This is a genomic window from Desulfovulcanus ferrireducens (assembly GCF_018704065.1).
Taxonomy (GTDB): domain Bacteria; phylum Desulfobacterota; class Desulfovibrionia; order Desulfovibrionales; family Desulfonatronovibrionaceae; genus Desulfovulcanus; species Desulfovulcanus ferrireducens.
The window spans coordinates 34,995-49,865 of record NZ_JAGUQP010000008.1 but is presented as its reverse complement, the minus strand read 5'-3'; the positions used below and the strand labels follow the sequence as shown (position 1 = coordinate 49,865).

12 protein-coding genes are annotated in these 14,871 nt (G+C 41.0%); 6 read left to right on the top strand and 6 right to left on the bottom strand.

The features are described 5' to 3' along the window. Positions 1–225: 225 nt before the first annotated feature. Both KFV02_RS04335 and KFV02_RS04330 read left to right on the top strand, forming a co-directional pair. Positions 226–1,599, top strand: a complete 1,374-nt coding sequence (locus KFV02_RS04335) for a TrkH family potassium uptake protein (protein ID WP_434800283.1) — start codon at positions 226–228, stop codon at positions 1,597–1,599. Between the two features lie 379 nt (positions 1,600–1,978). After that, the gene (locus KFV02_RS04330; RefSeq protein ID WP_252380307.1) at positions 1,979–2,632 is read left to right on the top strand and encodes a potassium channel family protein; all 654 of its coding nucleotides are present in this window, start codon (positions 1,979–1,981) and stop codon (positions 2,630–2,632) included. 97 nt (positions 2,633–2,729) lie between these two features. On the opposite strand, the gene KFV02_RS04325 is transcribed toward KFV02_RS04330, so the two are convergent. After that, positions 2,730–3,572: a menaquinone biosynthetic enzyme MqnA/MqnD family protein gene (locus KFV02_RS04325; RefSeq protein ID WP_252380306.1), complete on the bottom strand. Its 843-nt coding sequence runs from the start codon at positions 3,570–3,572 to the stop codon at positions 2,730–2,732. A gap of 27 nt (positions 3,573–3,599) precedes the next feature. Next, the gene (gene yedF / locus KFV02_RS04320) at positions 3,600–4,223 is read right to left on the bottom strand and encodes a sulfurtransferase-like selenium metabolism protein YedF (RefSeq protein ID WP_252380305.1); all 624 of its coding nucleotides are present in this window, start codon (positions 4,221–4,223) and stop codon (positions 3,600–3,602) included. A gap of 255 nt (positions 4,224–4,478) precedes the next feature. Between yedF and KFV02_RS04315 the strand changes: the two genes are divergently transcribed. Together KFV02_RS04315 and KFV02_RS04310 are read left to right on the top strand one after the other, a co-directional pair. Continuing rightward, complete coding sequence (locus KFV02_RS04315; RefSeq protein ID WP_252380304.1) at positions 4,479–5,102, top strand: lysophospholipid acyltransferase family protein; 624 nt, start codon at positions 4,479–4,481, stop codon at positions 5,100–5,102. Between the two features lie 379 nt (positions 5,103–5,481). Beyond that, a complete protein-coding gene (locus KFV02_RS04310; protein WP_252380303.1) occupies positions 5,482–6,372 on the top strand; it encodes a lysophospholipid acyltransferase family protein in 891 nt (296 codons plus the stop codon). A gap of 240 nt (positions 6,373–6,612) precedes the next feature. On the opposite strand, the gene KFV02_RS04305 is transcribed toward KFV02_RS04310, so the two are convergent. The 4 genes from KFV02_RS04305 to folK all read right to left on the bottom strand — a co-directional run bounded on the left by KFV02_RS04305 (position 6,613) and on the right by folK (position 10,671). After that, the gene (locus KFV02_RS04305; RefSeq protein ID WP_252380302.1) at positions 6,613–8,610 is read right to left on the bottom strand and encodes a tetratricopeptide repeat protein; all 1,998 of its coding nucleotides are present in this window, start codon (positions 8,608–8,610) and stop codon (positions 6,613–6,615) included. Positions 8,611–8,999: 389 nt separating this feature from the next. Further along, positions 9,000–9,608: a fructose-6-phosphate aldolase gene (fsa, locus tag KFV02_RS04300; protein WP_252380301.1), complete on the bottom strand. Its 609-nt coding sequence runs from the start codon at positions 9,606–9,608 to the stop codon at positions 9,000–9,002. A gap of 36 nt (positions 9,609–9,644) precedes the next feature. Then, entirely contained in the window at positions 9,645–9,902 is a 258-nt protein-coding gene (locus KFV02_RS04295) for a transcriptional regulator (RefSeq protein WP_252380300.1), read from the bottom strand. A gap of 265 nt (positions 9,903–10,167) precedes the next feature. Beyond that, the gene (gene folK / locus KFV02_RS04290) at positions 10,168–10,671 is read right to left on the bottom strand and encodes a 2-amino-4-hydroxy-6-hydroxymethyldihydropteridine diphosphokinase (protein WP_252380299.1); all 504 of its coding nucleotides are present in this window, start codon (positions 10,669–10,671) and stop codon (positions 10,168–10,170) included. A 134-nt stretch (positions 10,672–10,805) separates the two neighbouring features. Between folK and xerD the strand changes: the two genes are divergently transcribed. Both xerD and KFV02_RS04280 read left to right on the top strand, forming a co-directional pair. Continuing rightward, positions 10,806–11,705: a site-specific tyrosine recombinase XerD gene (gene xerD / locus KFV02_RS04285; RefSeq protein WP_252380298.1), complete on the top strand. Its 900-nt coding sequence runs from the start codon at positions 10,806–10,808 to the stop codon at positions 11,703–11,705. A gap of 478 nt (positions 11,706–12,183) precedes the next feature. After that, positions 12,184–14,850 carry a CBS domain-containing protein gene (locus tag KFV02_RS04280; RefSeq protein WP_252380297.1) on the top strand — a complete coding sequence of 889 codons (2,667 nt, stop codon included), beginning with the start codon at positions 12,184–12,186 and terminating at the stop codon, positions 14,848–14,850. Positions 14,851–14,871: the final 21 nt, after the last annotated feature.

The window sequence follows — 14,871 nt, the reverse complement described above, 5'->3', positions numbered from 1 at the left end:
TTTCGCAATTTGCAACTTGCAACTTTACCTATAGGGTATTTGTATACTAAAATTCAGAGTTGGAAATTTTAAAATATATAGTTAAAAAATAATTTCGACTGCGAAATCGTAACCCTCAAAGATTATTTGTTTTTTAGCCATTAACTTTGACAAATTTTTTAAGAGAACTGGTAACTCAAATCCTGCACTCATCTTTTCTAGATTAGGTGCAGGGCTCTCTAAACTATGGCTATGAATTTTATGCGTAAAAAAAGTTTATTCACACCGTTTTCCCTGCCGGTCTACTTTTTTTCTTTAACAATTATGGCAGGTACAGTACTCTTACATCATCCGATTAGTCTGGCAAAAGGACCAATAAGCTGGATAGACGCGCTCTTTACAGCCACTTCAGCTACCTGCGTCACAGGTCTTATTGTTGTGGATACGGGTTCTTTTTTTTCTCCTTTCGGACAGAGCGTTATTCTAGTTCTGATCCAATTAGGCGGGCTGGGAATAATGACTTATACGAGTTTGGTCTTTTATCTGTGGCGCAAGAAAATTACCATCACTGACCGAATTGCCGTAGGTCAATCCCTTCTTCATGATCCCAGTTTTCACCTGGGAAAATTTTTGCAACAACTAATAATCGCTGTTTTAGTTATTGAACTTTTGGGAGCAATAGTTTTATATTTTCTCGATCCGCGTTTTTTTTCACCGTTTTCAGCAGTTTTCCATTCTGTTTCTGCCTTTTGTAATGCTGGATTTTCCCTGTTTAGCCAAAGCCTTATGCCTTGGCGCTCTTCCTGGACAGTGAATTTGGTGTTTATCATTTTAATTATCCTGGGCGGACTTGGATTTGCTGTGCTAGTGGAATTGAAGCAAGCGTTTTCTTTTACTTTTTATAACTCTAGAAAGCCAAGGTATAAAATAAGTTGGCAGAGCCACGTAGTTTTAAGCACTACAGCTTTTTTAATTCTATTTGGCTGGATCGCAATTTTTTGGGCAGAATTTTTTGGACAGCAACACAACTTAAGTCTTTCCGAATATATTTTGAGTTCTCTTTTTCAATCTGTAACCTGCCGTACTGCCGGATTTAACACGCTGGATATCGGGCACATGACCCATGTTTCCATGCTAATCATGATTTTACTAATGTTTGTTGGCGGTTCGCCGGGATCATGTGCCGGCGGAATAAAGACGACAACCTTTCGTGGGCTTTTGTCCCTGGCTGTGTCCAACATTTTGGGTCGCAAACAGTGTGTGATCGGCAAATTCGCTCTGGATGAAAAAAGCTTGAATAAAGTTATAACGTTGGTAATTTTTGCTATAGTCTTGATTTTTACCTCCACCTTACTCCTTTTAATCAGTGAAGGGGGAGATTTGCCTCATCCGGAGGCAAAGGGACAATTTTTGGAAATTCTTTTTGAGGTTGTCTCAGCTTTTGGGACAGTAGGGTTGTCTACCGGTCTTACTCCAAAATTAACTTTTTGGGGCAAGTGTATCATAATTTTTCTTATGTTCGTAGGTCGTCTTGGCCCAATAGTTTTTTTGACTCTGCTCCAGAGCTGGCAGACCAAAGAACGCTTTTCCTGGCCGGAGAGTTCATTGCTTATCGGATAACCTCAAGTTTGAGACTCAACTTTCTGAGTTAGTTTGCGAGCGCATTTTCTTCAATGCTAACAAAGACTTGGACACATCTAAGGCTTGCTTGCGGGCTGTGCATAATGGGGTTAGTCAATAGAATATTATTTAATGCCTTTTCTGTTGTTATGATGGGTTTCGAAAGTTCGATGGAATAACCTCCCTATGCACAGCACATCCGCAATCTTCGCCAAGATGTGTTACCCAACCCGTTTGTAATGCATTTCAGAAAATGCACTCTTCAATTGTGTAGTAATTTGAGGATGTTAATCGTGTCAGAAAGTTGAGTTGAGATCTGAAATTTTATTTGAATAAGTTTGTTCAAATTTGAAATTTGAGATTTCCTAAGGAGGAGAGAGTGCCCAAATATGAAATAGGTATTATTGGTCTAGGGAAATTTGGTTATTTTCTTGGTCAATCACTCACAGATCTAGGCCATACAGTGCTGGGTATCGATAATGATTCGGAAAAAATCAAACGGGCTCAGGATGTGCTGACTCAAGTCTATAAAGCTGACGCCACAGACAAGGCTGCACTGGTCCAATTGGGCCTGGCTGAACTTACCCATGTGATTATCAGTGTCGGCCATTCCATGGAAGCCAGCATTTTGATTGCCCTGCACTTGAAAGAATTGGGGACCAAAAATTTATGGTGTAAAGCTGTAAGTACTGAACATGAAAAGGTGCTGAAAAAAGTTGGCGTGGACCATGTAATTTTTCCGGAGCGTTTTGCTGCTGAGCAATTGGCCAGGGAACTGGTCATACCAGGTCTCATAGATTATCTACCCCTGGGCAAAGGAGTAATCTTACAAGAACTGAGGGTGTCCAAATGGGCGGGTAAGACCCTGCGGGAGTTGGATTTGACCAATAAGTATGGTATTCAGGTAGTAGCCATTAAACAGACTGGTGAGGCAGATTTCAAATTTGTTCCTAAAGCGAATACGGTTTTAACCAAAGAGCACATTTTGGCTGTTATTGGCAAAGAAGAGGCCATCAAAGACTTAGAACCATAAATTGAGCTTTGATCCAGTTGTTATTACGCCCTCGCTAACGCTCAGGCTGATATTAGTTCGTTTCGCTCACGTTATTTGCCCAGGGAATAGCGAAGCATTAATCCATCCAGTCCAGAACGGGCACACCTGAAATCAGGCCTAGTTTAGTTAAGTATTGTCCAAATAGAACCAGACTCGCCATGTGCTTAAAGTCCAGGTCATAATCCATCAACTGCCAGTAATTAACTACCTGTTCTTCGGTAAAACTTTGTTTCGGGTAAATAGAGGCTAAATGCTTCAAATTTGACCTGATCTTTTGTTTTATTTCGGCAAGTTCTGCACACAATAAATGAACAGTCTTTTTTTGTGCCAAGCTTAAGTCTTTATTGACGATCCAAACAGCAAAGACAAAAGGAAGACTTGTAAATTCATACCAGGCCTGGGCCAAATCAATAACCACCCATCCCGGAGGGGGATTGAGATAGATCTCTAACGCCTTATCTCCTATCTCTAAAAATGGTTTGTTTGTCTGCATCCCCTTGCCAGGAGGAATTGCCCGCCACTCAGGCTGAGGCAGGTGCCAGGCAAAGGTCCATAAAACTTTTAACAGCGCCACAGAGGTTGCCGAGGCCTCACTCAAAAAAATTTCTTTTTCTTTTTGTAAATAAGCGGAAAGGTCTTCAAGCTCTACCGGCGAGCAGAAAATGACGCTCTGTACTTTTTTTTGGGCACTGATACTTAAGCAGGGCAATAGTTTATATTGTTCGGCATAAGCCAGATACTCAAAGGATGAAGATGGAGAAAGATCCAGTTCTTTTTTTTGCAAAATCTGGTTTAGCCAGGCAGGGTGCCCAGAGATATAACGTATCTTATCTTTAAAAGGGAGCCTTTTTAAATAATAAAAAATTGGCCAGATATTTAAATAAGAAATCTGGCCAATTTTAATTGTTTCTTCAGACATTAAATTCTAGCTCACTTAAGGTACTTGTTAAATGGTTATGACTTTATCCGCTAGTTGAAGGCTGGTGACCACATCAAGCATATTCGTGGTCTGTCCGACCCTCTTTTGATCCAGGAGTTGAAAAAAATCAAGACATGTTCCACATACTAAAATTGACACACCTGCCTGCTCAAGTTGCTGCAAAGACTCAAGCACCGGGCTATTGTCAGTGGCCAGCTTAACCCCTGAATTAACTAAAATAATTCGCCATAGCTTATCCATTTCAGGTAAGGTAGCCAGAAAGTTGACCATTAATTTATGGCCTAATTGGTCATCACCCATCCCGATTTTATCTTTGGTTATGAAGATAAGGGTCTTGAGCTCGCCTTGCGATGTTTTTGGTTCTGGCTTGCTCTTTTGTTCAGAAAGGTCGTCAGTTTTTTGCTCCTGGGGAGTACATGTGGCGACAATCAGCCAGTCATTCCCTTTTTTTTCAGTAGCCAGCAGTTTATAGTTTTGCATGTTTAAAAATCTGGTTACATTTTCTTTAGCTGGTTCATTGTCCACATAGACAATGAGCTTTTCTGGCTTTTCTTCCTCTAAAGCCTGTTTACACTTTAAAACCGGTTGCGGGCAGGGTAAGCCCTGACAGTGCAAAATTTTTTCACTCATAATCTTCTCCTTTGAACTACTTTAACCCTGCGACATTTAAAAATTTCCTCTAATTTCATGACTGAGTTTAAAAACGCGGTCAAATAGAATCTGTCTATAGATTTTTACTTTAATCATAGAAAACGACAATAATAAAAGTATATAGAAATATTAGAAGATTAAAGTAATCAGACCGCCAAGGTCAATAAAATCATTCTTTTTAAACCTTGCCTTGAGTCAGTTATCCAAATATATTCCAATTTTCAGGGAGTTAAAATGAAGATTTCACCCGAAAAAATTGCTCCGATTCTTTCATTCCTGGTCAAATTCTGGTCAAAGACTTTGAATTATTCCAGGGTGTCCTATAAACCTGTTCAGGCCACAAGGCAAAAACAACCTGTTGTCTTTGCCTTGTGGCATAATGAATTATTTCCCCTTTGCTATCTGCACCGTCATGAAGGCGTTATAGCTGTTGTAAGCGCTAGCCAGGACGGAGAACTTTTGGCCCAGGTTTTAAAACGCTTTGGCTTTAATCTGGCCCGCGGTTCTAGTTCCAGGCAAGGACTTAGAGCATTGCTTATGGCCGCAAAGATGATGAATAATCTCAAAAAAGACGCTGTCTTTACAGTAGATGGGCCCAGAGGGCCAAGGCATAAGGTGAAAAAGGGGGCTATTTTCCTGGCAGCCAGAAATAAGGTGCCCATTGTGCCGGTTCGGGTAAAAATGAGCCGGGCTTATGTTTTTAATAGGGCCTGGGATAAATTTCAGTTACCTCTGCCTTTGTCCTCGTGCGAAGTCATATATGGTCAACCATACCTGGTCCCTGAAAATTTTGATCCTGAATTTTTGGAACAAGAGGCGTTAAAGTTAGAGAATAAGTTAAAAAGTTTAGTCGTTTAGTAAGAGAGTGAATGATTAACCGCTGACCATCTCGATTTACTTAACCTACTCAGCCGTAAGCTATCACAGGGTTAAGAATTTCACGCCCGCTCCCGTTGGTCGCTAGAGGCATCGAGACGCAGAGAAATCTTTTTTTGCCAGCGAGCCCTGGCAAAAAAACTCCAGCCCTTACGGGCTAGTTCAATAAAATTTTACTTTTCCCTGAGCGAAGCGAAGGGATAAACATTTGGCCCAGGGCTGACTCAGGCCTGGGTCAAATTTCTTCTCCGTGCCTCTGTGCCTCTAGTGAGTCCGGCCTTTGGTAGGACGAACGGGCGAGGGATATAATAAAATATGTTTCCGTATAACCCGATACACAACCTACTCAAGTAAACAAGAAATGCAGGAACTTCTTTACAATCTTTTATTCTTATCAGGCCAACACTTAAGTTTTCAGGGCTGCGCAAGATTTGGCAGGGCAATCGGTCGACTTTTATGGCTTATGTTGCCTGGCAGAAAGGATTACGCTGTCCAAACTATAGCTGAAAGGCTCGATCTGGATAGGCTTCAGGCCAAAAAATTAGCCCTGTCCAGCTTTGAGCAAACAGGCCAGTCATTTTTAGAAATTTTTCTCACACGCAAAGTCGATTTCAGGTTCTGGCAGGAAAATTTGATTATCCATGACCAGGAAAGTTTATCCCTGATACGAAATACCAAGCGACCCGTTGTGGCTGTAAGCGCTCATTTAGGGGCTTGGGAACTGATGGCAGGTCTTATGAAACTGTTTATGCACCCAAGACCTAGCCAGATTGTAGTCCGTTTGCCCAAAGATAGGGCACTTGGAAACCTAATTAAGCATCAGCGTAGTCAGAGTGGGGTGGAAATTATTGAACATCGGCGGGCAGCTCCTCGGGTGTTGCGTTGTTTAAAAAGGGGAGGAGCAAGTGCTTTTTTGGTTGATCACAATTGTCTGCAAAATGAAGCCATTTTTATTCCCTTTTTAAACAAAAAAGCAGCGGTAAATATGGGACCGGCCCTTTTAGCCTTGCGGGGCAAAGCTTTGGTATGGCCTGCATTTCTAGTGCGCCTTCCAGGGCATAAATATAAATTTTATTCATTTTCGCCTCTGGATACAAGAGAGTTAGAGGGCTCAAGACAGGAACAAATTGCCCAAATTGCCCGGTTTTATACCCAGAAAGTGGAACAAATGGTCAAGAAATACCCTGAGCAATGGTTCTGGATGCATAAACGCTGGAAAACAAGGCCAAAACCCCTGGATATAACCGACTAAATCGAGCCTATCCAACAGGTACACTGACGCCCCCCGGCTAATTTTTGAATTTCTCGCCCTCTCCCGTTGGTCGCTAGAGCCACGGAGACACAGAGGTTCTTGCTGTATGCCCGAGCTGGGCGTACAGCAAGAAAGCTCCCTGAGCTACGCACAGGAAAGGGGTTTAATCTATATATCCAGAAAGCAGCACCCAACTGATTACCCCGGAAAATTTTGAAACGTTTGTAAGCGTATAATATATTAAAACATTATCCCACTTTCTCCAACTTGCCTCTTTTCTTTGACCTCTATGGAAGTAAGCCGTTGTTTGGCAGCTTCTTTTTGAGTCTTGCGATCTGCATTTTTTAAAACTGTTTGATATAAGTTTTTTGCCGCTTGAAGCATTCCTTTCTGTTCATATATTTGTCCGGCACGGTACAGGGCAGTGATGGCCCAAATATTTTGTTCAGGAAACTGCCAGGCTAATTTCAGGTAATAGTCCAGGGCCTGGTCAGTTTTACCCTGATATTGGGCACCTTCACCCAGCCAAAATAGAATTTCTGCCTGCAGGGCAGGGGAGAGGTTTTTTCTTTCTTGCCATAAATTAGTTAAAATATTTTCCGCCAGTTCCCATTTATTGCTCTGCTGGGCCAAAAGAGCCAGCTTTAATTTTTTCTCTGCGGATAATCTCTCCGGGGCTTTATTTAAAAGCAGGGTATATGTTTTTAGAGACTCCTGAGTTTGGCCTAAATCCATTAAAATACCTGCCTTGGCCTCGATTAAATCCACTTGTTTACCGGAATCCAGTAGATCTTCCTGTATATTTTGCAAATATTTCCAGGCCAGTGTTTTGTGCCCGTTTTTATAGGCAGCACGAGCCAGGGATAAAAATCCCTCCTGACCGGCAGGAGTTTTGGGAAACAAAAAGGCCAGATGTTTTGCTGCCAGGTTGCTCTTTTGTTTTTCTAATTGGTTTTTCCAGCCCAGGTAACTGAGTAAACGGTCCAAGGGATAAATTGAAAGCAGGTCGGCCGCCTTTTTTTCATCTGTTTCCAGCCAAAAAGGAGCGGACAAAGTTGAACCAGAGCCAAGACATGCTGCCTGGAGAAGGTCTTTGGAAATTGGGTAGAGATAGCTGGGATAGGGAGCAAGAGGATGAACACTTTTAGCAAGCAAGGCTGCGCACAATGCAAGGCTTAAGGGAATATCCTTGTAATTTTCCAGAATAGCCCAGGTTTTTAAAGCCTGGTCAAACTTATCTGTCTGAATTTGATAGATAAACAAAAGGACTTTTAAATTTGATTTAATCCGGGAGGATAAAAGCGAGGAAGAGAGCTCATTTTCAATAAGTTTCAGGCCTGCTTGCGGAGATAAATTTTTTAATTGATCCAGGAAGTCGTTCCATGATGGAAGATCAAGGCTTGATACAAACCAGTATTTGGGGATTATCTTCTTTAATTCATAGCCATAAACTTCAAAAAAAGCATAACTTTTAAAGGCTTGCAAATCTATTTCGACTAGAGAACTAACCGGGTCCTGAATAAGTTTCTCTAGTCTTGTCCAAAAGTTTCTAATCTTTAAGGTAGTTATCTTATTTAAATGGTTAGAGCTCAAAAACCAGTTTTTGATGCTCTGGGCAGACAAAGCTTTGGCCAGTAGATAGGGGATCTGTTCATCATAATAAGTTAGATTTTTTTCCGGCTGAGATAAGCTACTTGCAAACCTGGTCCATAACTCCTGTTCAGGCCATACTTTTCTAGCTAGCTGTACTGCCGAATTTAATAGTTTAGCCTGCTCGGCTTTTCTTTGCACATAAAGACTTTCCCAAAACCATTTAGTGCATACATCACGCCATAGCCTATCCAGTTCCTTTTCCTGTGAGAATAACTTAACTAACTCAGGATTTGAAAAATATTCTGCAGCCAGAACAAAATTGGATATTGCACGGTCATATTCACCCAACATGCGATAAGCTCTGGCCATAAGCCATAATCTTTGGCCTTCGAATTTTGGTAATGTTTCAAACTGTTTTAAAACGTCTAAAGTTCGGCGTGGCCTGTTTAGGGTCAGTAAAAGTTTGGCTTGGCTAATTATGGAGTCAGGTGTAGGGTTTTTTGTTTGTAAATAACGCACGTAAGCATCGTAAGCCTTGAAGTTTAAAAGCCACTCTTCGTAAGTTATCTTTTCTTTTTTTGCAGCTAAACATACTGTTGGCAAAACAATCATGATGGCCATGCCCAGGCATATTTTTTTTATCATCTGTTTTTCTCCTTGCCAGACAAAAATCTAAAATCAGGAACCTGAATTAAGCGAATTTTTTGCAGTTTAAACTTTGAGATTACTTCGCTGCACTTTGCTTAAGCTCGCAATGACAGGTGCAAGATTGTCATTGCAATGGCAGCTTCAGTGCCCGTGGCAATCTTACACATTGGTTTTTGGTTAAAAAACTAAATTAAAGATCGCCCAGGTCGGTAAGAACCTGAAAAAAGGCGAATCGTACTTGTAATAGGGTGCTTTCGCAAGCTTGCCAATCCTTGGGGTTTTGCTCAAGATATTTTTTAAAGTTTACATAATTAACATTATGAGACAAGTTTAGATTTTAAAAAAAGCGGCTATAAAAGCCGCTAAGAGAAAATAAATTGGGGGGGTTATGAGCTGTAAAAATATTCCGGATAATGACTCAATTTTTGAATTACTTTGAATGGGATGGTGGCAATGTCTGCTCCCATTAAGGCTGCATCTAAAACATGACCCGGATGTCTGATGCTCGACACGATCACTTCTGTATCAAAGCCATAATTTTCAAAAATAGATATGATCTGTGAAACCAGTTCCATGCCATCATGGCCAAGATCATCCAAACGGCCTACGAATGGACTGACGTAGTTGGCTCCTGCTTTTGCAGCCATCAGGGCCTGGAGTGGAGAAAAAATCAGGCTTACATTTGTTGGAATTCCCATGGAGGAAAGAATACGCACGGCTTCGATTGCTTCCATGCTCATAGAAATTTTGGCCACCACATTGGGACCAAATTTGATCAAGTCTTTGGCTTCCCGGACAATGTCTCTGGCATTTGTGCTCACTACTTCCAAGTGTACCGGACCATCCACAAGCTTACAGATTGACTCGACAATTTCTTCCCACCTGCCTCCTTCTTTTGCCAGCAAAGTGGGATTGGTTGTGACTCCGTCGACAAGTCCAAATTCCTGAATTCTTTTGATTTCATTAATGTTTGCAGTATCAAGAAAAAATTTCACTTTTTCTCCTTGTTAGGGTTCGATCTTAATCGATGGTTAGCCTTGCTCAATTTGCTTTAAAAATTTGTCCCGACACTCATAGCAGCAAAAATGATATACATTTTCTCCCTGCCTGACCCTGATATCTCCGTCTTTAGGCACGTAAGTTCCGCAAATTGGATCTTTAACCATTATTCCGTTAGCGGCCAAATTTTCTTTTTTCTTTTCTTGCATTTCTTTCTTTTTCTTTTTGTCATTAGTGAGAAGTTTGAAAAGAAAATAACCGGCTACAACGAAAATTAGTAACTTAATCATTTCCCCCTTCCTTTTCTTAAAGTTTTGGTTTAAGTTTTAGTTGTCTTAAATTGTTAAGCTGTTAAAATTGTTGACATTATTAAATTCGAATTACCTTAATAAAAATAAAAAGAATATTTGTTTACCCAAAATATCCCATTATGCTCTGTCTGCAAGCAAGACTTAGATGAATCCAAGTCTTTGTACCAGCATGAAAGAAACCGCTGACAGAAATAAAACCTTGGAAATTAATTGATAAAAAGGTTCGGCCACAGGCTCTAAAAGTCTAGTCTTGCCAGATTTTATTTTTCTCAAATTTGTAGGATAAATTTTGAATAATGTCTTTAATTTTTGTTTGATCCGGCAGTTGAAGATCAGGACTAATTTCTAAAAGCGGAACAAGTACAAAGGCCCTGTTTTTTAGTTCTGGATGAGGAAGAGTTAAAAACTCAGTGTTCATTATTTCCTGATCAAAAAGCAACAGATCCAGATCAATTTTTCGAGGCCCCCATTTCTGCAGCCGTTTTCGCCCCAACCTGTCTTCAATGGCAAGTAAGGCGCTGAGCAAGTTATGTGCTGTCCATTTCCTGGTACAGGACGCTTTTATGACCTGGTTGGCAAACCAAGGCTGGTCTTTAAGGCCTTGTGGTTCGGTCCAATAAATTTTAGATTTTTTGGTTATGCGTACCCCTTCCAGTGACCGGATTTCATTTATGGCCAACGATAAGTTTTTTTCCGGTTGGCTGCCTAAATTTGAACCAAGCCCAATATATGCGTTTACAGATTTCATTGGATGTGTTGAGTTTATAATTATTAATTGCGCAACCTGAATATATTATATTTTTCCTCTTGAGGCTGCAAGGGATGATGTGTAAATTCCAAAACTTCGGGCAAAAAAGAATTCAAGACTCAAAAAAGGACTCAATGGACGCTACAGACGCAATAGACAGTTTTCTCGAGCATCTTCTCGTGGTCAAGGGGTTATCACCCAAAACCGTTGAAGCTTATGCTACGGATTTAAAGTCATTTCAAAGTTTTTTAATCAATAAAAATTATTCTTTGATTAAAGTTAGCGAAAACATTCTTTTTCTGTATCTTCTTTTTTTACGCCAGAAGGGTTTACAAAGCAGGACCCTGGCTCGCCATATGGCTGCCCTGCGTGGTTTTTATGCCTTTTTGCAGGAACAAAATCTTATACCTGAAAATCCAGCCCAGTTTTTAGAAAATCCCAAACTCCCTCGCCTCTTACCCAAAGCTTTGACTGTACCAGAGGTCAATAAGCTTTTAATGGCTCCAAAGCCGAATACAAAGCTTGGTTTCAGAGACAAAGCCATGCTCGAACTTATGTATGCGGCAGGGTTAAGGGTTTCCGAACTGATTGCACTCAAGCCATTAGATTACGACGAGCAGGTTGGGCTCTTAAAAATATGGGGTAAGGGAAGCAAACAAAGACTGGTTCCCATTCATTTAACCGCTGGTAAGTGGTTGAATACCTATCTGAAAATATGGAGGCAGAAATTCACGCCTAAAGAAGATTATATTTTCTTAAACCGTTCGGGAAAGGCCTTGACTCGACAGGGAGTATGGAAAATCATCAAGAAATATGCAAAATTGGCCGGACTCAAACAAACAATTTCCCCGCATACTTTAAGGCACTCCTTTGCCACCCACCTTCTGGAAGGAGGAGCTGACCTGCGTACAGTACAAATTTTGCTGGGGCACGCTGATATAAGTGCCACGGAAATTTATACCCACATACAAACCAGCAGGCTACTGGATATACATAAAAAATTTCATCCGCGTGACTTTAATTTAGTTAAATAGTTGAGTTATTTTAATAGGTTGACTTGTGATGATTTTGTTGAAACTTCTAAAACGTGACTATCGGCATGTGTATTAATATCTGGCGATTGTTTAAAAATATTTTTCTCAACTTTCTGACACGATTAACATCCTCAAATTACTACACAATTGAAGAGTGCATTTTCTGAAATGCATTACAAACGGGTTGGGTAACACATCTTGGCGAAGATTGCGGAAGTGCTGTGCATAGGGAGGTTGTTCCATCGAACTTTCGAAACCCATCATAACAACAGAAAAGGCATTAAATAATATTCTATTGACTAACCCCATTATGCACAGCCCGCAAGCAAGCCTTAGATGTGTCCAAGTCTTTGTCAGCATTGAAGAAAATGCGCTCGCAAATTAACTCAGAAAGTTGAGATATTTTTTTTGTACATACAAACATCAAACCTATAATTATTCAGTCACTCAGTTAACTATTTTAACTACTTACTAAATTATGAAAAAATCAAAGATCAAAGCCGAGATTATTATTACCTGTCACTTGAATGCTGACTTCGACGCCTTAGCAGCTATGGTTGCGGCCAGTAAATTACATCCTGAAGCAGTGCTCATTTTTCCAGGTAGTCAGGAAAAAAATATCAAAAATTTTTTTATTCAGAGTGCAACATATTTATATAATTTTAAATCTATTAAAGACATTGACTGTGCGCAGGTGAAAAAACTGGTCATTGTCGATACCAGGCAAAAATCCAGAGTCTCTCACGTCCAAGCTATCCTGGATAATCCTGGTCTCGAAATCCATATTTATGATCACCACCCCGATTCTGAAGAAGATATTCAGGGAAAAATAAATATAATCAAACCCTGGGGCTCAACCACAGCCATACTTACTCATATTATAAAGGATAAAAAAATAGACCTGAGCGATGACGAGGCCACAATTCTGGGGTTGGGGCTGTATGAAGATACAGGTTGCTTTACTTTCAATTCCACCACAGAACATGACCTTCTGGCTGCGGCCTGGTTAAAAACAAAGGGCATGGATTTGAATATCATCTCAGATATGATCAATCGCGATTTAAGCGCTGAACAGATTTCTATTCTTAACGCCCTGTTGGAATCCGCTACTACACATAAAATAAACGGGGTAGAAATTGTCGTAGCCGAGGTATCTCTGGACTATTATGTGGGGGATTTTGCCCTGCTAGCCCATAAACTCCTGGACATGGAAAATATTCGGGTTCTCTTTGCCATAGGTCGCATGCAGGATCGGATTCATGTAGTTGCCAGGAGCAGAACCAAGGAAGTAGATGTAGGCCGGATATGTTCGTCCCTGGGTGGTGGAGGACATCCTTTTGCTGCCTCTGCCACTATTAAAGACAGGACTCCGGCTCAGGTCAAAGATGAACTTTTTGCCCTTCTCTATTCTCAGATAACCCCTAAAAACCTGGTCAAGGACCTTATGTCCAGTCCCCCTATCTGTACGGAGAAAAATAAAACCATGGCCCAGGCCGCGGAACTGATGACTCGATTTGGCCTCAAGGCAGTACCAATTTTGGATGAAAAGACCAGGAAATGTGTAGGCATTCTTGAACACCAGTTGGCTGAAAAGGCAGTCAGTCATGGCCTGGGCCATGTGCCTGTCAAGGAATACATGTTGCGTGAATTCGTAGCCCTGGGCCCTGAAGATGATCTGTACCAAGTTATTGAGATCATCCTGGGCCAGAGACAAAGGCTTGTGCCTATTATTGAAAATGAACAGGTCATTGGGGTTATTACACGCACAGATCTTATCAATATTTTAATCAAAGAACCGGGCCGTATTCCAGAAGCCCTTTTCTCGGAAAAGAAAAGAGAACGAAACATTTCTTCCCTTTTAAGGGATCGTCTGCCCAAGGACTTGTATAACCTCCTGAAACTTGCCGGTAAGCTCGCCCAGGAAATGGGGTATGAGCTTTTTTGTGTCGGAGGTTTTGTCCGTGACATTTTACTTAACCAGCCCAATCTGGATGTAGACCTGGTGGTCGAGGGAGATGGTATTGCCTTTGCCAAAAAATTGGCCGCAAAACTTAAAGGAAGGGTGAGAGCACATCAAAAATTCAGGACGGCTGTGGTTATCCTGGAAAATGGTCAGCGTATAGATGTGGCCACGGCCAGATTGGAATATTACGAGTACCCTGCCGCCCTACCCACTGTGGAGTTGTCCAGCATAAAAATGGACCTGTATCGCAGGGATTTTACCATAAATGCCCTGGCTGTCCACTTAAATCCCGACCAGTTTGGCAAGATGGTCGATTTTTTTGGCGGACAAAAAGACTTAAAAGAAAAGGTAATTCGCGTCCTGCATGCCTTGAGTTTTGTGGAAGATCCCACCCGCATAATCAGGGCCATCCGCTTTGAACAACGTTTTGGCTTTCGCATAGGCAAGCAGACTGAACGACTAATTAAGAATGCGATAAACTTAAATATTTTCCCCAGGTTGTCCGGCCGGCGAATTTTTCAGGAACTGAAAATGATCTTTGCCGAAAACAATCCCCTGGCCTGTCTAAAACGCATGGATGGTTTTGGTCTACTGAAGGCTATTCATCCACTGCTCAATTTAACACCGAATATACTGAAAATTCTTGGTGAAATTGAGAAGGTTCTGAGTTGGCACAAGCTTTTGTACCTGGAAGAAAAGGTAGAAAAGTGGCTGGTTTATTTTTTGGGTTTATGTAGCACATTCAATGACGACCAAACTAAACTCATTACCAAAAGGTTAAATTTTTCCAAAAAGGAAGAAGAGAATCTTTTGGGGTTACAGAGGCAGATCAATGAAACAGCTGCCAAAATTTACAAATGGCAGCAAGGGCAGCAAAAATTAAGCGATCTCTACTTTATTTTAGACCCCCTCCCCTTGGAAGGCTTGCTGTATTTAATGGCCAAAAGTCAAAAAGATGAAATGCGCAAAAATATTTCTCTTTTTGTAACCAGGTTGCGTCAACTGCCGGTCTTGATTACCGGAAAAGATTTAAAGGAGTTGGGTGTTGAGCCAGGTCCTGTTTATGGACAAATTTTAAGAGAATTGCGTGCTGCTCAGGTAGATGGTTTAGCTAGTGACCGGAAAAGTCAGCTTGAATGGCTAAAAAAGATTATAAATCGGGAGGTAAAGCCCAAAGTTTAAAATTTTATGGTCATATACTTG

What these genes read in the sequence shown, in the direction of transcription:
- KFV02_RS04280 (WP_252380297.1), top strand. Translation starts at nt 12,184, where the DNA reads ATGAAAAAATCAAAGATCAAAGCCGAGATTATTATTACCTGTCACTTG.
- KFV02_RS04295 (WP_252380300.1), bottom strand. Translation starts at nt 9,902, where the DNA reads ATGATTAAGTTACTAATTTTCGTTGTAGCCGGTTATTTTCTTTTCAAA.
- KFV02_RS04315 (WP_252380304.1), top strand. Translation starts at nt 4,479, where the DNA reads ATGAAGATTTCACCCGAAAAAATTGCTCCGATTCTTTCATTCCTGGTC.
- yedF (WP_252380305.1), bottom strand. Translation starts at nt 4,223, where the DNA reads ATGAGTGAAAAAATTTTGCACTGTCAGGGCTTACCCTGCCCGCAACCG.
- xerD (WP_252380298.1), top strand. Translation starts at nt 10,806, where the DNA reads ATGGACGCTACAGACGCAATAGACAGTTTTCTCGAGCATCTTCTCGTG.
- folK (WP_252380299.1), bottom strand. Translation starts at nt 10,671, where the DNA reads ATGAAATCTGTAAACGCATATATTGGGCTTGGTTCAAATTTAGGCAGC.
- KFV02_RS04325 (WP_252380306.1), bottom strand. Translation starts at nt 3,572, where the DNA reads ATGTCTGAAGAAACAATTAAAATTGGCCAGATTTCTTATTTAAATATC.
- KFV02_RS04305 (WP_252380302.1), bottom strand. Translation starts at nt 8,610, where the DNA reads ATGATAAAAAAAATATGCCTGGGCATGGCCATCATGATTGTTTTGCCA.
- KFV02_RS04335 (WP_434800283.1), top strand. Translation starts at nt 226, where the DNA reads ATGGCTATGAATTTTATGCGTAAAAAAAGTTTATTCACACCGTTTTCC.
- KFV02_RS04310 (WP_252380303.1), top strand. Translation starts at nt 5,482, where the DNA reads ATGCAGGAACTTCTTTACAATCTTTTATTCTTATCAGGCCAACACTTA.